This is a genomic window from Streptomyces sp. NPDC002324 (genome assembly GCF_053593335.1).
The window spans coordinates 47,577-67,529 of record NZ_JBSFCF010000038.1; the positions used below are offsets into that span (position 1 = coordinate 47,577).

The 19,953-nt window shown below is 71.4% G+C and carries 15 protein-coding genes and 3 pseudogenes; 9 read left to right on the forward strand and 9 right to left on the reverse strand.

Features of this window, described 5'->3' with window-relative positions; all coding sequences use genetic code 11:
• Window positions 1-2 precede the first annotated feature (2 nt).
• From ACWCRJ_RS35280 to ACWCRJ_RS35295, 4 genes are all read right to left on the reverse strand, one after another.
• Window positions 3-287: an acyl carrier protein gene (locus tag ACWCRJ_RS35280; protein WP_450943100.1), complete on the reverse strand. Its 285-nt coding sequence runs from the start codon at window positions 285-287 to the stop codon at window positions 3-5.
• Window positions 288-399: 112 nt separating this feature from the next.
• Window positions 400-2,112 (reverse strand): acyl-CoA dehydrogenase, encoded by a 1,713-nt coding sequence (locus ACWCRJ_RS35285; protein WP_450943101.1) that lies wholly within the window; start codon window positions 2,110-2,112, stop codon window positions 400-402.
• Window positions 2,109-3,773, reverse strand: coding sequence for an acyl-CoA dehydrogenase family protein (locus ACWCRJ_RS35290; protein WP_450943102.1), 1,665 nt, complete (start codon window positions 3,771-3,773; stop codon window positions 2,109-2,111). Before ACWCRJ_RS35290 ends, ACWCRJ_RS35285 begins: the two co-directional genes overlap by 4 nt.
• A complete protein-coding gene (locus ACWCRJ_RS35295) occupies window positions 3,770-5,581 on the reverse strand; it encodes a fatty acyl-AMP ligase (RefSeq protein WP_450943103.1) in 1,812 nt (603 codons plus the stop codon). The genes ACWCRJ_RS35290 and ACWCRJ_RS35295 overlap by 4 nt, the downstream gene beginning before the upstream one ends.
• An 83-nt stretch (window positions 5,582-5,664) precedes the next feature.
• Between ACWCRJ_RS35295 and ACWCRJ_RS35300 the strand changes: the two genes are divergently transcribed.
• From ACWCRJ_RS35300 to ACWCRJ_RS35340, 9 genes and pseudogenes are all read left to right on the forward strand, one after another.
• Window positions 5,665-6,690: an ABC transporter ATP-binding protein gene (locus ACWCRJ_RS35300; protein WP_450943104.1), complete on the forward strand. Its 1,026-nt coding sequence runs from the start codon at window positions 5,665-5,667 to the stop codon at window positions 6,688-6,690.
• Window positions 6,687-7,598 (forward strand): ABC transporter permease, encoded by a 912-nt coding sequence (locus ACWCRJ_RS35305; protein ID WP_450943105.1) that lies wholly within the window; start codon window positions 6,687-6,689, stop codon window positions 7,596-7,598. Before ACWCRJ_RS35300 ends, ACWCRJ_RS35305 begins: the two co-directional genes overlap by 4 nt.
• Before the next feature lie 94 nt (window positions 7,599-7,692).
• The gene (locus ACWCRJ_RS35310; protein ID WP_450943106.1) at window positions 7,693-8,820 is read left to right on the forward strand and encodes an LLM class F420-dependent oxidoreductase; all 1,128 of its coding nucleotides are present in this window, start codon (window positions 7,693-7,695) and stop codon (window positions 8,818-8,820) included.
• A 46-nt stretch (window positions 8,821-8,866) separates the two neighbouring features.
• Window positions 8,867-9,592 (forward strand): thioesterase II family protein, encoded by a 726-nt coding sequence (locus ACWCRJ_RS35315; RefSeq protein ID WP_450943107.1) that lies wholly within the window; start codon window positions 8,867-8,869, stop codon window positions 9,590-9,592.
• A 50-nt stretch (window positions 9,593-9,642) separates the two neighbouring features.
• On the forward strand, window positions 9,643-10,467 hold the full coding sequence (locus ACWCRJ_RS35320) for an SDR family oxidoreductase (protein WP_450943108.1): 825 nt from the start codon (window positions 9,643-9,645) through the stop codon (window positions 10,465-10,467).
• A gap of 46 nt (window positions 10,468-10,513) precedes the next feature.
• Window positions 10,514-13,162, forward strand: coding sequence for a non-ribosomal peptide synthetase (locus tag ACWCRJ_RS35325; protein ID WP_450943109.1), 2,649 nt, complete (start codon window positions 10,514-10,516; stop codon window positions 13,160-13,162).
• 154 nt (window positions 13,163-13,316) lie between these two features.
• Entirely contained in the window at window positions 13,317-14,210 is an 894-nt protein-coding gene (locus tag ACWCRJ_RS35330; protein ID WP_450943110.1) for a LysR family transcriptional regulator, read from the forward strand.
• A gap of 416 nt (window positions 14,211-14,626) precedes the next feature.
• Window positions 14,627-15,484, forward strand: coding sequence for an alpha/beta fold hydrolase (locus ACWCRJ_RS35335; RefSeq protein ID WP_450943111.1), 858 nt, complete (start codon window positions 14,627-14,629; stop codon window positions 15,482-15,484).
• Between the two features lie 53 nt (window positions 15,485-15,537).
• Window positions 15,538-16,008, forward strand: a pseudogene (locus ACWCRJ_RS35340) (LLM class flavin-dependent oxidoreductase); the annotation flags it as partial.
• A 57-nt stretch (window positions 16,009-16,065) separates the two neighbouring features.
• Here the strand turns inward: ACWCRJ_RS35340 and ACWCRJ_RS35345 are convergent.
• The 5 genes and pseudogenes from ACWCRJ_RS35345 to ACWCRJ_RS35365 form a co-directional block, all read right to left on the reverse strand.
• Window positions 16,066-16,210 (reverse strand): annotated as a pseudogene (locus ACWCRJ_RS35345) (ISNCY family transposase); the annotation flags it as partial.
• A gap of 50 nt (window positions 16,211-16,260) precedes the next feature.
• Window positions 16,261-17,022 carry a ZIP family metal transporter gene (locus ACWCRJ_RS35350; protein WP_450943112.1) on the reverse strand — a complete coding sequence of 254 codons (762 nt, stop codon included), beginning with the start codon at window positions 17,020-17,022 and terminating at the stop codon, window positions 16,261-16,263.
• Between the two features lie 372 nt (window positions 17,023-17,394).
• Window positions 17,395-17,733: pseudogene (locus tag ACWCRJ_RS35355) on the reverse strand (transposase); the annotation flags it as partial.
• 151 nt (window positions 17,734-17,884) lie between these two features.
• The gene (locus tag ACWCRJ_RS35360) at window positions 17,885-19,153 is read right to left on the reverse strand and encodes a TerD family protein (RefSeq protein WP_450943113.1); all 1,269 of its coding nucleotides are present in this window, start codon (window positions 19,151-19,153) and stop codon (window positions 17,885-17,887) included.
• 455 nt (window positions 19,154-19,608) lie between these two features.
• Window positions 19,609-19,809, reverse strand: coding sequence for a hypothetical protein (locus ACWCRJ_RS35365; RefSeq protein WP_450943114.1), 201 nt, complete (start codon window positions 19,807-19,809; stop codon window positions 19,609-19,611).
• Between the last annotated feature and the right edge of the window lie 144 nt (window positions 19,810-19,953).

The following is a 19,953-nucleotide window of genomic DNA, read 5'->3' on the forward strand; positions in this document are numbered from 1 at the left end:
GGTCAGACCTGCTTCCCGCTCGTCCGAGCCGCCTCGGACTCTTGGCCGACCAGCTCGGACAGCGCCGCGCTCAGCGCGTCGACCGTGGGGTGGTCCCAGGTCAGCGCGTCGTCGACGGTCACCTCGAACTCGTCCTCGATGTCGGCGGTGATGGCCAGCGCCGTCAGCGAGTCCAGGCCGTAGTCGGCCAGCGGCACGGACGTGTCGATGTCCTGCGGCGCTCGGCGCAGGTAGGTCGCCACCCGCGCGGTCAGCCAGGTGTGCACGTCTCGGTTGCCAGCGGTCATCAGGGGGTCTCTTTCTTGAGCGGAGGGGCGGTCGAAGCCGCGGCGCATCACGGCGCGGCGCGCGCCCGTGCGGGCGGACGGTGGAGGCGTACGGCTGTGACGGTGGCGGTCGTCAGACCGCGAGGTGTCTTCCGGTGAGGCCGAAGGAGCGGCCGGTGGCCCGGCGGTCGAGGAGTTCGGCGAACAGCACGTCCTCGACCGGTGCGGGCAGTGGGCCGGTGGCACACGGGCCCGGCGCCGATCGGTGCAGGGCCGCGCGCAGCCACGCGGGGTCGGCGAGGAAGTCGCCCGGGTGGGCGTGCCGCCAGACCTGGACGTAGACGGTCCGGGAGAGGAGGCGTACGTACCGGGTGACGAGGTCGTAGTGGTGGGGCCGGGCCTCGACGCCGAGGTCCACCGGCGACAACGTGCCGCACTCGGCAGCCAGTTCGGCCAGTTCGGTGCGGTCGCCGCGGACCGCCGTACGCAGTTCGGCGTGGCCGGGTGCCCAGGACGCGTCGGCCAGGGCGTGCAGGGATCCGGCGACGGGGTCGCGGCCGGCGGCGTGCAGGGCCAGCCGGTCGTACCGCAGGGGCGGCAGCGGCTCGGCGAGCGCGAACAGGTCGCCGGGCGGCTCGGTGTCGGGGCGGGCCCAGGTGCGGCGGGCCAGCAGCGGAAGCTGGGGCAACAGGCTCATCTGGCAGGCGGCGCGCGCGATGTGCCCGAAGCCGACGGGGGCGAGGTCGCGCAGCAGCTTCTGGAAGAGCGCGGTGGGCCCTTCGCGGAGGTAGAAGTGGGCGCCCAGGAGTTCCGCGAGCCGGTCCATGGCGTCGAGGAGCAGCCGGGACACCTCGAACTTGACCGCCGAGGCGTAGACGCTCGCCGCGCCGGGGGCCAGGTGCAGCGCGCGGGCGCCGACCGCGCCGAGGGTCTCGGCGCGCAGCAGATCGGCGAAGACACCGGCCAGCACCGAGCGGACATGGGGGATGTCGGTCGCGCTCCCGCCGTACAGTCGGCGCGTCGTCAGATGGTCCAGGGCGATGCGCAGTCCGGTGTCCAGGATGCCGCTGGCCATCGCGGGCAGGACCGTGCGGGTGATCTGGAGGGCCTTCAGGGCGGTTTCCAGGCCGGAGCCGACCGGGCCGACAAGCGCGGAGGCGGGAACCGGGAGTCCGTCGAAGGTCAGGCCGCCGAGCTGGACTCCCCGCATCCCCACGGTCTCGAAGCGCGGCAGGTCGGTCAGGCGTGCGGGGTCGGCGCTCGCCCGGTCGACGAGGACCAGGGAGTGGCTGCGCGGACCGGGCCGAGAATCGGTGCGGGCGAGCACGACCATGGCGTCGGCGCGCCGGATGTTGGTGACGACCTCCTTGCGTCCGCTCAGCCGCAGTGAGCCGTCGTCCGCCGCCGTGGCGGTGAACTCCGTTCCCGCCATGTCGTTGCCGTGCGCCAGTTCGTGGAAGGCGATGGCGATGCGCCGGCCGTCCAGGAGGAGGCGGGCGGCCTGTTCGGTCTGCCGTGCGTCGCCCGCGGTCCACAGGGTGACTGCGGCGATGAGCGAGCTGGCGCCGTAGCCGAGCCCGAGCGCGGGGTCGCGGCGGTACAGGGCGCGCATCACCTCGGCCAGATGGTCCGCCCGCTCCAGTCGGCCGCCCAGCTCGGGGGGCACGAGCTCGGCGTTCAGTCCGTAGGAGTGCAGCAGCGACTCCCCCGCGGTGAGCGGCTCCGCCCGCTCGTCGGCGGCGAGGATCGCGGGCGCGCCGGTGGGGTTCGCGGGATCGCAGAGGCTTCCGAGCAGGTGCTCCAGTTCGTCGGCGCGCTTGGGGGCGAGGCCGGTGGTGGGGGTCATGCGGCACCTCCCAGCAGGGTGAACTCCGGTGCGGGTGTGCGGAGTACGGCTTCGGCCAGGGTGTCGAGGACCTCGCTGTCGTCGACACCGAGCAGGACGGTCAGACAGGCCCGCAGCCACAGGGCGTCCCCGCCGAGCCCTCCCGTGCGCAGGTGCGGGTTCTCCAGCCACAGCAGCAGACAGGAGGCCGAGGCGTAGGCGCGTTCGTATGCTTCGGCGAGGCGGAACGCCGTGCTGGGCAGGCCTCCCGCCACGGGGACGAAGTCCGCCGACTCCGCTTCCAGGCGGGCCAGTTCGGCGAGCAGGAGGTCGAGCAGCGGGCCCGTCTCCGGGGGCCCCTGCCGCCGCAGCCGGACGGCCAGGTCGGGCAGCGCCTGGACGGCGCTGCAGCCCGTCACGGACAGCAGCGTCAGCCGGTCGGGGGCGAACGGAGGCAGCGGGGCGGTGAGGTCGGCGGCGGCGCGCAGGCCCTCGCTGTCGGTGCGGCGGCGGCTCAACTGGCGTGCCAGGCGCGGCATCTGGTTGAGGAGGGCCGCGCGGTTGACGGCCGTGCTGCCGTCGAAGATCGCGCAGATCCGGTGGTCGCGCTCCAGTTTGGCGAAGCCGCCGCCGGGCGGTGAGGTGAGGAAGCCGCGTACGCCCAGCAGTTCGCCGAGCGCGCCCAGGGTCTCCTGGGTGAGCGTCGGGACGTATGCCTTGGTGATCGCGGAGACGGCGCTCAGTTCGCCGGGCAGGGTGTGCACCGAGCGGGCGGAGAGGACGCTCACCGCCTCCGCCGTCAGTGCGGCGGCGGCTGCCCGGCCGAGGATGCGGCGTACGTGCGGGACGTCGGCGAGGCGGCGGCCGTACAGTTCGCGTCCGGTCACGAAGTCCCGGGCCAGGCGCAGGGCGTGGTCGGCGGCGCCGAGGGAGAGCGCGGCGCAGGTGACGCGGGTGAGCTGGAGGGTCTTGAGGACCACGGGGATGCCGTCGCCCTCCTGCCCGATCAGCGCGTCGGCGGGGACGGGTGCGCCGTCCAGGGCGAAGCCGCTGATGTCGGCGCCTCGGATGCCGTGGGTACGGACCTTCGGCAGGTTGCGCCAGGCCCCTTCGGGCAGGCGGCGCTTGTCCACGAGGAAGAGGCTGAAGCCGCGTGCGCCGCCCGCCGGGTCGGTGCGGGCGAGGACGCAGGCGAGGGTGGAGCGGGTGGCGTTGTTGATGAGCCACTTCTCGCCGGTGAGCCGCCAGCCGGCTCCGTTGCCGTCGGCGCCTGTGTCGGTGTCGGCCGCCGCCGCGAACTCGCCCGCCAGCAGGTCGGCGCCGTGGTGGTGTTCGGTCAGTCCCCAGCAGACCGGTTCTCCGGAGCGTACGCGTGCGGCGAGCCGGGCGGCCTGGTCCCGTGTGCCGGCCACCCAGACCGGTGCCGCCCCGAGGAACGTCTTGCCGTGGGCGACGGCCACGGTCAGATCGCGGCGGGCGACCGTGCGCAGCAGCGCCACCGTCTCGCTGAGGTCGCCGTCCGGGGGCAGCGCGTAGTGGGCGGGCAGCCCGGCGTCGTCGAGCAGCTGGACGGCGCCGGCGGGGAACTCCTCGCGGTGGTCGAGCGCGGCGAGCGTGTCCGGTGCGAAGGCGTCGTCCTCGTGGGCGGCGAGCAGGGTCTCCAGGTCGGCCGCGGTGGTCATCGCGCGGTCACCCGCCGCCGGTGGGCCAGGGCAGCGGTGAGCAGCGGGTCCTCGCCGAGGTGGAGGGTGTCCAGTTCCCCGGTGAGGTAGAGGGCGCGCATGGCCGCGCGCTGCACCTTGCCGCTGGTGGTGCGCCGGACACCGCCGGGGCGGACCAGGGCGACCGAGGCGACGGGGACGCCGAACTCGCGGGCCATGGTCTGCTTCATGTCGACGGCGATCTGCCCGAGGCGCTCCGCACCCCAGTGGGCCCGGATCTCGTGGACGGCGACGACCGACGGGGCGACGTCCGTCCCGTCGTTGTCGCCGACCAGGAAGACGGCGCCGTGCAGTCCTTCCAACTCCTCGTGCTGGCAGCGGAGTTCGTACTCGATGTCGGAGGGGTGGAGGTTGCGTCCGTGCAGGACCAGGACGTCCTTGCTGCGGCCGGTGATGTAGAGCTCCCCGTCGAGCAGGGCTCCGAGGTCGCCGGTGCGCAGGTACGGTCCGCATCCGTCGTCGGTGCGAGCCCGGAAGGTCGCGGCGGTGACGTGCTCGTTCTTCCAGTAGCCCGCGGCGACACAGGGGCCGTCGAGCCAGATCTCGCCGATACGGCCCTCGGGCAGGGCCTCGCCGGTGCCGGGATCGACGATCAGTACGTCCGACCCGGTCGGCGCCCCGCAGCCGACGAGTACGCGAGAGGGGCGCGTGGGGCCGGCCGGCCGGAGGAGACGGTTCTCCAGTGCCGTGGCGTCGACCGCGGTCCTGAGCGGTGGCCGTCCGGTGGTGCCCGACGCCATCAGGGTCGCCTCGGCGAGGCCGTACACCGGGATGAGCGCGTCGGACCGCAGTCCGGCGGCGGCGAACCGTTCGGTGAAGGCGGTGACGACGTCGGCACGGACCGGTTCGGAGCCGTCGGCGAACTTGACCCGGGACAGGTCGAGCGCGGCGAGCTGCTCGTCGGTGACGCGGCGGACGCATATCTCGTAGCCGAAGTCGGGCGCGGCGGTGAAGCCGACGCCGTGGGCGTCCAGCATGCGCAGCCAGTGGTAGGGGCGGCGCAGGAAGGACATGGGGTCCATCTGCACGTAGCCGTCGCCGGAGAGGAGGCCGGGCAGCATCAGGCCGATCAGGCCCATGTCGTGGTAGAGGGGGATCCAGCCGCCGTACCGGGTGTCGCCGTCGTTGCGGAAGGCGTCCACCATCCGTTCGACGTTGGCGACCAGGTTGCCGTGGGTGACCATGACGCCCTTGGGGTCTCCGGTCGATCCGGAGGTGTACTGGAGCAGCGCCAGGGTGCCGGGCGACACCGCCGGGGCGGTCCAGGCGGCCGGGTCGCCCTCGCCGGTGTCGGTGGTGTGGCAGACCGCGCCGACGATGCCCTCCTCGGCGACCCACTTCTCGACGTCCGGCAGATCGCCGCTCTGCGTCAGAACGACACGCACACCGGCGTCCCTGGCGATGGCGGCGAGGCGGCGGCGTTCATGCCGGTAGCGGCCCGGCAGCGGGGCCGGCACCGCGATGATCCCGGCGTACGCGCAGGCGGAGAACGCGGTGGTGAATTCGACCCCGGGGGAATAGAGGAGAAGCGCCCGGTCTCCTGTGGAGAATCTCTCCTGGAGCCAGGAAGCGATACGCCTTGAATGCAGATCGAGTTCTGCTCGATTGCGTACCGTGCCGCTGATATCGCTGAAGTCGGAAACGTAGGTCACTGCGGGCTGCCGCGGATTACGCGCTGCCCGTTCCGTCAGCTCCGTGAGTAATTCTCGCACGACAGGAACAGTACGTGATCTTGCTTCCCGAACGTGCACTGAAAGCTTCAAGCACATCCAAAGCACGACCATCGAACGGGCAAGAAAACTTGACACTTCCATGATCGACTTGACGCGGCGTCAGGCGTAGAAACGATTCCGTGCATGCGTCTAGCGGGTCGACCGTCGTCGTCGACGATCTCCACAAGCAATATCGGGCGAACCATGCGTTACGCGGAGTCGACCTGGAGGTGAGAACCGGTGAGGTCATGGGCCTGCTGGGTCCCAACGGAGCCGGTAAGACCACTCTGGTAAAGATCCTGACGACACTTCTCCGGCCGGATCACGGATATGCTTTCGTGAACGGCTGGAATGTGGCGGTGGAACCGGAGAAAGTCCGTTCGACCATCGGCATGGCCGGCCAGTACTCGACGGTCGACGGACTGTTGACCGGATTCGAGAATCTGTATCTCCTCGCGAAACTGCGTGGCGCGGGCCGCCGTACGGCCCGCCGGGTCGCCGACGATCTGCTGTCCCGGTTCCGGCTCACCGACGTGGCGGGACGACCGGCCGGCGGCTACTCCGGCGGGATGCGCCGACGGCTCGATCTGGCCGCCGCCCTGGTCGGGTCCCCGCCTCTGGTCGTCCTGGACGAACCCACCACCGGACTCGACCCCGAGAGCAGGCTGGACACCTGGGAGGCGGTCACCGAACTCGTCGCGGGCGGCACCACGATCCTGCTGACGACCCAGTACCTGGAGGAGGCGGACCGCCTCGCCGACCGGATCACCGTCATCGACCGGGGCCAGGTGGTGGCCGAGGGCACCAGCGACGACCTCAAGGCCGCCGCCGGCAACCGGCTCGTCGTCTGCGTCGCCGCGGACGCCCAGCTCGACGCAGCCGCCCGCGCCGCCGCGCGGGCGACCGGCGCGGTCCCCACGGTGGACCGCCGCGCCCGGCGGGTGGAAGCGGCGGCGGGCGACGGCCGGGCCGCGCTCGCCCGCGCCCTCACCGCGCTGGAGGGCGAGGACGTCGACGTACTGGAGATCGGCCTCAGCCGCTGCACCCTCGACGACGTGTTCCTCGGCCTGACCGGCCACGCCCACCGCGCAGACCACGTCGAGCGCGCGGGCCGCGGCAACCGCGCGGGCCAGGCGGACCACGCCGATCGGGAGGTCACCCGATGAACGCTCCCGTTCGTGGCCCGGTCGCCGCCGCACCCCCCTGCGACCAGGTCGGCCACGGCCCGCGGCCGACCGCCACCGGCCTCGCACTCCACCCGACCGCAGCCCGCCGGAACCCGGTGATCCGGGTGGTCGCGGAGAGCGCGGACCTCGCCCTGCGCAATCTGCTGCATCTGCGGCGCACCCCGGGCCTGCTCATCACCTGCCTCGTCGAGCCGGTCGTGTACGCCCTGCTCATCGGATACGTCTTCGGCAACAGCCTGGGCGGCCACGCCTACCGGTCGTACATGATGGGCGGTCTGATCGCCCAGACGGTGGCGTTCACCGCCACCTTCACCACGGTCGGGCTCTCCAGGGACCTGGAGCAGGGGATGGTGGACCGCTTCCGCACCCTGCCGATCTCCCGGGTGGCCCTGCTGCTGGGCCGTACCACCTCCGATCTCACCACCTGTCTGGCGAGCGTCGCCGTCACCACCGCCTGCGGACTGCTGATGGGCTGGCGCGCGCACACGGGGCCCGTCGAGATCGGAGCCGGACTCCTGCTGGTGCTGCTGTTCTCCTTCGCGATGTCGTGGATCGGCGTGTTCGTCGCCCTCATCGCGCCGAACGTCCAGGTGGCGGGCAGTCTCGGGCTGATCTGGCTGTTCCCGGCGACGTTCATCTCCTCCGGGTTCGTCTCCGGCTCGACGCTGCCGGGCCCGCTGCCCACCGTGGCCGCCTGGAACCCGATCACCTCGCTCGCCAACGCCCTGCGCCGGCTCTTCGGCAACACTCCCCCGCCGGGCTTCCACGTCCGGCACGACTGGCCCGCCCAGCATCCCGTGCTCTACACCGCGGGCTGCTCGGTCCTGCTCATCGCCGTCTTCGTCACCCTGTCGACCTGGCGCTACCGCACCCGCACGAGCCGGTGACCACACCCCCGCGACCGCCGCCGAGGCCGCCGCGTCCCTGGGCGGCACCCGCCCACCGCGAACGCGCGGACCGTACGCCCCCACAGGAGCCCTCATGCCCGTCCCCACCCTGCGTCTCGGCCTCAATCTCGGCTACTGGGTCGGCGGCAACGACGCGTCCAACCTCTCGCTCGCCTCCCTCGCCGAGGAACTCGGCTACTCGGCGGTGTGGGTCTCGGAGGCCTACGGGTCCGACGCCGTCACCCTCATGTCCTGGATCGCCGCCCGCACCTCCCGCATCGACGTCGGCAGCGCGGTCCTGCAGATCCCCGCCCGCTCGCCCGCCATGACGGCGATGACTGCAGCCACCCTCGACACCCTCTCCGGCGGACGCCTCAGGCTCGGGCTCGGAGTGTCCGGCCCCCAGGTCTCGGAGGGCTGGCACGGCGTCAGGTTCGCCTCACCGCTGGGCCGCACCCGCGAATACGTCGACCTGGTGCGCCGCGCGCTGTGCCGGGAGCCGCTGGCGTACGAGGGCCGCCACTTCACGCTTCCCCTCCCGGACGGCCCCGGCAAGGCGCTCGCCCTGACGATCAGGCCCCCGCGCGAGCGGATACCGGTCTACCTGGCCGCCCTGGGCCCGAAGAACCTGGAACTGACCGGGGAGATCGCCGACGGCTGGCTCCCGGTGTTCTTCTCCCCCGACCACGCCGCCCAGCAACTGCGCCCCCTCAGGGCCGGCCTCGCGAAGTCGGGCCGCACCCTCGACGGCTTCGACATCGCCCCCGGGGTCCCCCTGGTCACCGGCCCCGACTGGCGGACGTGCGCCCGCCGGGTACGCGGGTACGCCGCGCTCTACCTCGGCGGTATGGGCGGCAGGGAGGACAACCACTACACCCGGCTCGCCGAGCGCATGGGCTTCGGCGCCGAGGCCCGTGCCGTCCAGGAGCGGTTCCTCGCCGGCGACTACCCGGGCGCCATGGCCGCCGTACCGCTCGCGCTCCTCGACACCACCTCGCTGCTCGGGCCCCGGGAGCGGATCGCCGAACGGATGACGGCGTTCGCCGAAGCCGGGGCCACCACGCTCAACCTGATGCCGGTGGGCCCCGGACTGCCCGGCCCGGACCGCGCCGCCGACGCGCTGCGCATCGCCGTGGAGGCGGCGGAACTCGCAGGGGTCCTCGCACCCGGCACCGCCTGCGACGCCACCCGCCCACCAGGCACACGGCAAGCACATGCCTGAGCACCCGTCTCACCGGCACCCATCTCACAAGGAGACACCCGCGCCCATGACCACGCGTGACACGACCCAGCTGATCTGCCTCCCGTACGCCGGGGCGGGCGCCTCGTTCTACCGGCCCTGGACCGCCCTCGCCGGGGACTCGCTGGACATCGTCGCCCTGCAACTGCCGGGCCGCGAACGGCTGATCGACGAGGAGCCGTACCGGAACGCGCACCAGGCCGTCGACGGGCTCGTGACCCAGCTCCGGGAACGGCTCGGCGACGGTGGCGGCCACCGGGTCGCGATCTTCGGGCACAGCCTCGGGGCCGTGCTCGCCTACGAACTCGCCCACCGGCTGGTCGACGGGCCGGACTCCGTGCCGGGCGTCGAGCTGGTCCATGTCTTCGTCAGCGGATCGCCGGAACCGGCCCGGGGGCGCGAGCAGCGCGCGTCGGGCCTGTCCGACGAGGACTTCCTCACGCGGGTCGGTGAGTTCGCGGGGTACCACCATCCCGCGCTGGACGACCCGGAGATGCGCGAGATGATCCTGCCCGCGCTGCGCGCCGACGTGGAGATGCACGAGGGCTACGAGCCCTCCACCACCCTCCCGCTCAACGCGCCCCTCACGGTCGTCCGGGGCGAGGAGGACGACCTGGTCGGCTACGACGACGCCGAGTCCTGGAGCAAGGTCGCCGGCCGCGACTTCGAACATGTGGAGATCCCCGGGGGCCACATGTATCTCACCGACGCCGCGCCCGCGCTGGTCCGGCTGATCGTGTCGACGGTGCTGTGACTCCGCCCGTCCGGTCCCGCCGACAAGCCCGCTTCTTTGAGGAGTTCCCGATGCGTCTGCACGGCAAGTCCGTTCTCGTCACCGGCGCCGCCCGCGGACTCGGCAGGGCCATCGCGCTCGCCTGTGCCGCCGAGGGTGCCGACCTCACCCTGCTCGACCTCTGCGCCGACCTGCCGGGGGTGCCCTACCCGTTGGGCACACCGGGGCAGCTGGAGCACACCGCCGCGCTGTGCCGGGAGGCGGGCGCGGCCGTCCTCACCACCGTGGCCGACATCCGTGACCTGCGTGCCGTGCGGGAGGCGGTGAACCGGGCCGAGGACCGGTTCGGCCGGATCGACGTCGCCGTCAACAACGCGGGCATCGCGGCGCCCTCGGGCAAGCCGGTGCACGAGATCGACGAGGAGGAGTGGTCCCTGATGCTCGACGTGGACCTCTCCGGAGCCTGGCGGGTGATCCGCGAGGTCGGCAAGGCGATGAGCGCCCGGCGGGCCGGCAGCATCGTCAACGTCGCCTCCACCGCCGGACTCGTCGGCTACCGCCACTTCGCCGGGTACGTCGCCGCCAAGCACGCCGTCGTCGGCCTCACCAAGGCCGCCGCCCTCGACTACGCGCCGACGAAGGTGCGGGTGAACGCGGTCTGCCCCGGCTCGGTACGCGACGACGCGCGGGCCGAGGGCCGGATGCTCACCGAGATCGCCAGGGCGCTCGACGTACCGGTGGACGAGCACGAGAAGACCTTCGTCGAGGCGCAGCCCATGAACGCGCTGATCGAACCCGAGGACGTCGCGTCCGCGGTGGTCTTCCTCGCCTCGGACGAGTCCCGGCAGATCACCGGCTCGGTCCTGACCGTGGACGGCGGATTCAGCGCCCGCTGAGCACGCGTACGCCGTCCGCACCCCCAGAACGACAAGGAGTACCCCCGTGTCAGGCTCCCTCCACCTCGCCGCCGCCCGTTGCCACGCGGTGCGCGTCCGCTCGGACCGTTCCCCGGGCCCTACGCAACCTCCGGGACTGTGGACCGAGGACGTGCCCGTGCCGGCCGCCCACCCGCTCGCCGAGCGCCGCCGCCACGCCGAACTCGCCCGCCCGGCCGAGGCACCGCGCAAGGTCCTGCTGCGCTATGCCGACGGGCCCTGCGATCTGATCGTCGTGGCCCCGCGCGACCGGTGGGACCGTACGGCCCTGGGGCTGCTGGCGGCCGGTGAGGCCGTCGCATCCGGAACCGCCGAGGCGCCCTCCGGCGCCCCCACGGTCGCACCCCCGCCCGCGTGGGGACTGGGGGACGACGGCCCCACCGTGCCCCACCTCTTCTCCCTCACCGACGGGGGCGACGAGGCGACCTGGCTCGCCGCCCTCGCCGTCACCCTGCGCCGCTACGACCCCGAGAGCACGCCCGTCATCGGCACGGACCACGGTTCCTTCACCGTCGAGCAGGCGCCCACCCTCGGTGAGCTGAAGCCCTCCCCCGCGGACCGTCCCGCCTTCGCCGGCCTGCTCTTCGACGAGGCGGAGGTGCCCGGCGCGTATGTGCCCTGCCTGGCACCGCCGTTCCCGCTCACCCTGTCGGTCTTCAGGGACGCCGACGGCTGGCGGCTGCGCTGCGACCACGTCGGCGCGTATGTCTCCACGGAGATGGCCGTGCAGTTCACCCGGCACCTCGTACGCGCGCACCAGCACATCCTGAGCGCGCCCCTGACAGCGGTCGACGGCATCGATCCGCTGGACGAGGCAGAACGCGAGCGTGTCGCGGCCCTCGGCCGTCCGGCCCACCCCTTGGTCAGCACCCCGACCGGCGTATCCGAGGCGTTCGCACGGATCGCGGAGGCGACGCCGAACCGTATCGCCGTGACCGACGGCGCCGCCGCCCTGACCTATCGCGAACTGGACGACCGGGCCGCCCTCCTGGCCCACGGCCTGCGGGCGCACGGCGTCGACCCCGGGGACCGGGTGGGTGTCTGCCTGGAACGCACGGCCGAACTCGTCATCGCCCTGCTCGCCGTGTTGAAGGCGGGCGCGGCCTACGTGCCCGTCGACCCGGCCTACCCGGCGGACCGTGTCGCCCACACCGCACGGGACGCGGGCACGGGCGTGGTGATCACGCGTCTGCCCGACTTCCCGGACGTACCGGGCTGCGCGCCCCTCACACCGGACGGACTCCTCGACGCGGCAGCGGCGGCAGGGGCAGCGGGTTCCGGCGACGTGGCCCCGCTCCCCGGCGGCGCCCCGGACGCCGCCGCCTACGTCATCTACACCTCCGGCTCCACCGGCCGTCCCAAGGGCGTCGAGGTGCCGCACCGCAATGTCATCGCCCTGATCGACGCGACCCGCGACGAGTACGGATTCGGGGCCGAGGACGTGTGGACCTGGTTCCACTCCAGCGCCTTCGACTTCTCCGTCTGGGAGATCTGGGGCTGCCTGCTGACCGGCGGGCGCCTGGTCGTCGTCCCGTACTTCCTCTCCCGTGAGCCCGACAGGTTCCGCGATCTGCTGGTGTCCGAGAAGGTCACCGTGCTCAGCCAGACCCCGTCGGCGTTCGCACAGCTGCTGGACGTGGACCACAGCCAAGTCGGCGTACGGCTGGTCGTGTTCGGCGGCGAGCCGCTCGACGCGCGCATGCTGCTGCCCTGGTTCGACCGGCACCCCGAATCGGCCTGCCGGCTGGTGAACATGTTCGGCATCACCGAGACGACCGTCCACGTCACCCACCAGACCCTCACCCGGCACCTGGCCCTCACCGCCACCCGTTCCGTCGGGCCCGCGCTGCCCGGCTGGCACCTGTATGTCACCGACGAGGCGGGACGGCTGCTGCCGCCCGGCGTGGCCGGGGAGATCTGCGTCGGCGGCGCAGGTGTCGCCCTCGGCTACCTCGGTCAGGAGGGACTGACGGCCCGGCGCTTCGTGGCGGACCCGTTCACCGGCGGGACGATGTACCGCAGCGGCGACCTCGGACGCCTGCGCCCCGACGGACGCCTCGAACACCTCGGGCGGATCGACAGCCAGGTCAAGATCCGCGGCTTCCGGATCGAACTGGACGAGATCCGCGCGGTCCTGCTGGAGGACCCCGACGTACGGTCGGCGGCCGTAGTGATCCACCGCGACGACCCGGCCGACGCGGCCACCGCCAGGATCGACGCGTACGTGGTCCTCACGGGCGGCACCCCGGCCACGGTCCGCAACCGGGCCTCGGGCCTGCTGCCCGACCACATGCTCCCCACCACGGTCACCCCCCTGGAGTCGCTCCCTCTCACAGCCAACGGAAAGCTCGACACCACCCGACTCCCGGCGCCGACGTCAACGCCTCTGGAGGTCCCGGCACAGGGCACAGAACCCGCCACGTCCTCCACCGACGACGACCTCACCGGTCACCTCCGGGAGATCTGGAGCAACGTACTGGGCAGGCCCGTCGGCCTGGACGACGACTTCTTCGAACTCGGCGGCAACTCCCTGTTCGCCGTCCGCATCGGCGCCGCCCTGCGCGCCCGCGGTCTGCCGTCCCTCCGCCTGCGGGAGCTGTACCGCCACCCGACCGTCCGGGAGACCGCCGAAAGCCTCGCCTCCTCACCCGGCTGAGCGCGGCGAGGCGGGTCGGGACAGGGCAAGGTCCCGACCCGCCGGCCACTGCCGCAGGCTCCCGAGCCCAGGAGGCCGACGGCCGGACTGTATAACCGCAAGAAAGGGCGATTGAAGCCGACACGCATAATCGCCAATGGCTATGGTCGACGTCATGACCGACGTGGAGCTGCGCCACCTGAGGACCATGGCCGCCATCGCCGACGAAGGAACATTCGGGGGAGCGGCGGGGCGGCTCGGTTACACGCAATCATCTGTGAGCCAGCAGATCGCCGCACTGGAGAAGGCCGTCGGCGGCACGGTCTTCGATCGGCCTGGAGGCCCCAGGCGGGTACGGATCACTCCTCTTGGCCAGGTCGTCCTGGCACACGGTCGCGATCTGCTCACGAAAGCGGGAGAGTTGGCAGACGCCGTCGATCGCTTCAGGGCGGGCAACGGTCGGATCGACATCGGCACCTTCCAGGGCGCGACCAACACGATCCTGCCGGCCGTCGTGCGTCAGCTGCTCAGCGAGCACCCTGGCTGCGACATCAGACTGTCCGAGGTGGAACCTGAGGATCCGCGGATCGGAGACCGTGACCTGTTGTTCCACTACGGTCAGCTCGAAGGCGACGTCGAGCATGTCGAGTTGCTCGACGAGCCGTACCTCTTGGTGGCCCATGCCGGCACGTTCCCCGATGGGCCCGTATCGGTGAAGCTGCTCCACAATGCTCCCATGGTCGCCTGGCCGACCAGCCCTCACCAGACATGGCTGGAGCGGACCCTCGCCAGGGGTGGCGCGAGGCCGCGCGTCGTGTTCCGAACCGCCGGCCACGAATCCATCGTGTCCATGGCGCGGGCGGGCATCGGCTCGGCGGTGCTGCCCGCACTCGCCCTCCACGGATCCGACGCCTGGTCCGACGACCGGCTCAGTATCCACCGGCTCCAACCATCGCCCGCCAGTACGTGGCACCTGTATTGGCCGACCGGACGCACCCAGTCGCCGCTCGCCGCCCGAGCCATCGACATCGCCCGTGAAGCCGCCCAAGAGCTGGTCGGGCAGATGTGACATCGGACGAACTCGACGGCCGCGACGCGTCACGGCCCGGAGCTGGCCGCTTGCCCGGACGGAGGTCCGGGTCCGGCGCCCGCCGCCATCCGCCGGTCGGCTCAAGGGCGAACGATCGCGCCCAACGCGCTTTGCCAGGCCTCCATGCCCTCTGCCGACCTCGAACCGGCCCTCAGTCGCCGCTGGGATCTTCACGGCCCGCAGTCGCCGCGCAGTTCGTCGCCGGCGGATCCTGCCCGTGTGCGGGCGCGACCGCACTGTCTATTCGGTGATTCGCACCGGCTTCGGTCCGCCCGGCCGGTCGACCGGCACCGGCCGACAGCCTTCACGGGTGTTGTTTCAAATCGCCATAGGCGATCAAGTTGATCGATAATCATCACTTTTCCTGATGTGCCGTGGAACCTAGCGTGGTGCCCATGACCAATCACCTTTCGAACGGCGAAAAGCTCTTCAAGATCAACGATGTCGAACTGTGCGTCGAGACCTTCGGGAACTCGGCGAACCCGGCCGTCCTGCTGATCGACGGTGCGAGCGCCTCGATGCTGTGGTGGGAAACCGAGCTGTGCGAGCGAATCGCGCGCGGCGGCCGGTTCGTGATCCGCTACGACAACCGAGACACCGGCAGATCCACCAGCTACCCGCCGGGCCGACCCGGCTACGCGTTCACCGACCTGGCCGGGGACGCGCTCGGCATCCTGGACGCCCTGCGTGTCGAACGCGCGCACGTTGCATGCCGGTCCATGTCAGGCGGCATCGGGCTCATCATCGGGGTGGACCACCCCGACCGGGTGGAATCGCTGACCTTTGTCTCCACCTCCACGGGCGAGGACGGACTGCCACCGTCGTCGGACGACCTCACCAGCTCAATCCCCGACAACCCGGATCCCACCGACTCCGGCGCGGTGGTGGACTTCGTCGTTGCCTCGGCGAAGGCGTGCTCGGGCGGCTCGCCCTACTTCGACGAAACCGCCACGCGCGTGCTGGTCGAGCAGGACGTGGCTCGCACCCGCGACATCGCGGCCACCCTCGTCAACCACTACACGATGTCCTTCGCGGGATCGTCCCGCGACTTCGCCGCCATCAAGGCGCCGACTCTCGTGGTACACGGCGACCACGATCCGGTCTGTCCCCTCCCCCACGGACATGCGCTGCACGACGCGATTCCCGGAGCCGAACTGCTGGTCCTGAAAGGGGCCGGACACGACCTGCCGAGGCCGCTGTGGGACACGTTCGTCCCGGCACTGCTCCAGCACACGGAAAGGGGGCAACGATGACCCGCGCGCGTTCCGCCCTCTGGCTGCCGCTCTTCGACGATCTCGCCGACTCGATGGCGGTCGCCCGGCTGGCCGCCGAGGCGGAGGAGGCCGGGTGGGACGACGTGTTCGTATGGGACCACCTGCGCCGGCGGGCACCGGTACGGCAGGTGGCCGACCCGTGGATCACGCTGGCTGCGATCGCCACCGCCACCGAACGCCTCCGGTTCGGCCCCATGGTCACCCCCCTCGCACGCCGCCGACCGGCCAAGTCGCCAAGGACACCGCGGCATTGGACCGGCTCAGCGGCGGACGCCTCACGCTCGGCGTCGGACTCGGCAGCGACCGCTTCGCCGGCGAGCTGAGCGCAACCGGCGAGGAGACCGACGACCGGCGGGCGAGGCCAGATGCTCGACGAGTCACTGGAGATCCTCACCGCCGCGTGGTCCGGCCAGCCGGTGCACCACCACGGCCGGCACATCACCGTCGACGGCATCTCCTTCCTTCCCCGACCGCTTCAGCTCCCCGGCGTGCCGGTATGGGCCGCGGGACTGCGCGCACCTGGGCCGACCCCTGCTTCTTTGGTGGCCCCCTGGGCATCGGGTGGGGTGGTCGATGCCGGCCTCGATCACCGTGGGGTCGATGGGCAGCTTGCGGCACCGCAGCGGCTTTGTCCTTCACCAGCTTGCCCAGCAGCGCGGCGTCGAACTGCTCGATGATCCGGTTGCCGCCGCGGCGCACGACCTTGCGACCAGCGTGCTCGGTGCGGCACCGAGGGGGTCAGCGCAGCCGAGCGGTCAGGTGTGAGAGAGGGCGAAGGAGACCAGGAAACCGCACACGGTGATCAGCCCGATGGCCAGGTGAGCGTCCTCGAATGCCTCGGGGATCATCGTGTCGGCGATCATGGCGAGGATCGCCCCCGCCGCCACCGCGGTCACTGCGGCGATGACGGCCGGGGAGAAGGAACCGACCACCGTGTAGCCAAGGACAGCCGACACGGTACTCGCGGCGGCGATCGCCGCCCAGACACCGAAGACATACCCCTTGGTACGGCCGGCTTTCTTCATCCCCGCCGAACTGGACAGCCCCTCAGGCACGTTGCTGATGAACACCGCGGCCACGGTCACCAGACTGACCGCGCCCCCGTCGAGCAGGCTGACGCCGATGACCGCCGACTCCGGCACGCCGTCGAGCAACGCGCCGAGCGCGAGCGCCATCCCGGACCCGCCCTGCTGAGTCTCCGAGGGCTGCGCTTCTGCATGCTCGTGACCGGAGCGCTTGCGGTGCCGGGCGCCCCGGCGGGCCAGCCACACGTTCCCAGCGGTGTAGGCCAGGGCGCCGATGAGGGTGCCGACGGCTGCGGGAGCGAGCCCTGCCTGGTCGTACGCCTCCCCGACCAGCTCGAAGGAGACCGCCGAGATCAGCACCCCGGCCCCGAAGGCCATCACGGTCGCGATCACCTTCTGCGGCACGCGCAACCCGTACCCCAGCGCAGCACCGAGCAGCAGCGCCGAACCCGCCGCCAACCCCCACAGCCCAGCCTCTACCGCTTCAGCCATGCCACCCCGTCTACCCGCTATCGATGTGGATCAACGGACATGGTGGACCAGCATCGTGCCCCGGCGCCTTCGCGCTGGTACGCGACGCGCTCGTGTGCGCCGAGGGGAAGACGAAAAGCCGGTAGAGCCGACCCGGGCGGCCGAGGGAGTGATTCCCGGGCGCGTGGAGGCGACCCGCTGAGGAAAGCGGACGGCCGCGTCGGCGGCAGCACATCGTCGAGCCCCTTCACGACGTGAGGTTGTCCACGGACCGCCTCGACGTACAGACATCGATCCGGAGCCTGGCCGGGCAGGGTGAACTGCCCGGTGATCGCGGTTCTTCGACGACCTGACCTACCGGTCCGACGTCATCACGGACGCCGATGTGGACGTCTACGCCCGGACCGCCGCGACCCCGAAGGACGTATGTTCGCAGTCCGGCTGACCTGCCCACGTCGTAGCGGGGTCTCCCGCTGCCTGTTCGGCGCACCGGGTGGTCGTCCGGACACGGCCGGCCAGTTCGACGAGCAGGTCCCGAAGCACCCAGGCCAGGCGGGTGATGTCGTAGCCGGCGTCGGTCACGATCACGATGTCCGGCTCGCCCGGCGACCACTGACCTGCCGCGACAAGCCGCTCGATGACTTCGCGTAGCTGGGCGGCGGGCACTGCGGTGGCGTCGTCGGTCGGACCGAGTGGGACCGCGTCCAGGATCCGAGTCCAGGACGTGGCGCCCATCTACCGAGCATGAACATGGCGCTGTCGCCCCGTTCGTCCGGGCAAGGTCTGCCGGGTCAACGGGCGGGCCCGGTCGTCAGACAGCAGGTGGAGCTTGCTGGTCGGTCCGCACCGTGAGCGGACCAGCCCCGCCGCCCATCGGGTTGGCCTAGTCCTTACTGGCCGCGTGCCAGGTCATCCCCCAGCCGTACTCGGCATCCACCGTATCTTGCTTGCCGGAACCGGGCGGCACCAGGAGGTACTTCGCCTCTCGCCGGACGATCAGTTCGCCGCCCACGTTCTCGATCAGCGCGATCGCGGCGACCGGCGAGGGAACGGTGCACTCGTCCAGCCGCATCTCGATCGGCGGACCTGCGGGCGGATACAGCGTGGCGACCCCCTGCAGGCCCGCGAAGCTGGACGCTCCGGAGTAGATGCTCACGAACACCAGGATGCGCTTGATCTCGGCTGCGTGATCAAGGTTGATCATGAGGTTTTCGCCGTCCTCACTCCCACCGGTCCTGTCGTCCTGGTCCAGTTGGATGTACGGCGGCTGGTCGAACGAGCCGAACTGGTTGTTGATGGGGTGGACGATCCCTTTCGCTCCGTTCCGCAACTCCCAAAGACAGGAGAGGTCCAGGTCGACGTCCTCCAGCCGGACGGCGCCCTTCCCCTTGTTCATCCAGCCACGCGGGGGCTTCGGGGCGTTCCAGGAGAGATTGACCCGCATGCCTCCTGAGGTGGCACCCTGCTTGGTCAGCGACACCGCGGGGGCGGCCTTCGTCAGCGTGATCTTCGACAGGCGTACCGGCTGAACAGGCGCAGCCGGCGGAGCCTGAGGCGCGGGCCGGACCGGCGCAGGCGCAGGGGGCTGCGGCGCAGGCGAGGGCTGGTGCAGAGGCGGAGGCGTGGCGGGCTCATCGACGGTGATACCGAAGTCGGTGGCAAGCCCCGCCAGGCCGGAGGCGTATCCCTGGCCCACCGCCCGGAACTTCCACGCGCCGTTGCGCCGATACAGCTCTCCGAGCACGAACGCCGTCTCCGACGTGGCACCCGTGGCGTCGAACCGCGCCGTCTCGGTTCCGCTCGCCGCGTCCAGTACGCGCACGAACAGGCCGGACACCTGACCGAACGTGCCGTCAGTGGAAGCCGCGACTACCACGGTTGCGATCTCCTGCTCGATCGAGGCCAGTGACACCCCGATGGTCTCGCGCACACCCGTGCCGTCCTGGCGCCTGCCCTCCCGACGGACAGCACCACTGCGATGCACAGGCTGGTTGTAGAACACGAAGTCGTCGTCCGAGCGCACCCTGCCGGTCGCCGTCAGCAACAGGGCTGACACATCAACATCGGGGGCTCCGGGACCTCCACTCCAACCCAGCTCCACCCGGACCCCGGCACTGGTCACCGGCACGTTGGCGCCCTTTTGCAAGGACATGCGGGTCCCCCTCCCACTGTCTTCCCCAATCCTGCAGCACACGATTTTGGCATGCCCACCTCCTCGAAGGCAGCGATTGCCCTACTTCCGGAGGAAGTTGGCTGATGCACGACCAGATCGACAGCCTCCTGAGCTACGACACACCGGACACCGCGGCCGCCGGGTTCTGAGCCGTCGCCCCCCCGCCCGCCGCCATCGGCATGGCCGGCACCGCCACCGCCCGCCGGCAGCCCGTGCAGCCCTCGGGCTGGCACCGCCACCGATCGCCGGCAGCCCGCGTTGCAACCGCAGTCGGCATGCCCGCCTGCCACCCCACAAAGAACAGCACCGCCATCGTGGTACGGCTCGGTGACGCCTCGCTCGCCAGGAGTGCCCGAGACCCTGACGCGTCAACACTCGACGCCCCGACGACGAATGCCGACAGCGGGGCGCCGATGTCGATGAAGCCAGACGGCCTAGCCGGTGATTCCGTAACTCCTCAGGATGCCTTCCGCGATTGCCACGAGCTCGCTGAGGCCGGGTCCGACCGGGCCATCGGCGCGAGTGGCCGAGCTGACCAAGCTGTTCTGGGTGGAGATGGGCGCGGCGTGGGCGGCCGGGGTGGCCAGGGCGACGGCGGCGGCGGTGAGCGCGGCGGCCGAAATGATCTTCTTCATGCTCTGCAAACGAGCCCTGCGGGTGCAGGGCACGGGCGGACCTCGCCGTGGCGGGGCGAGGCTCACCAAAGGCGCGACGTGCTCGTCCTGTTCAGCCTCGTCTTCACTGCGGGGGAAGACCGGCACGATTGGCATGTGCATGAT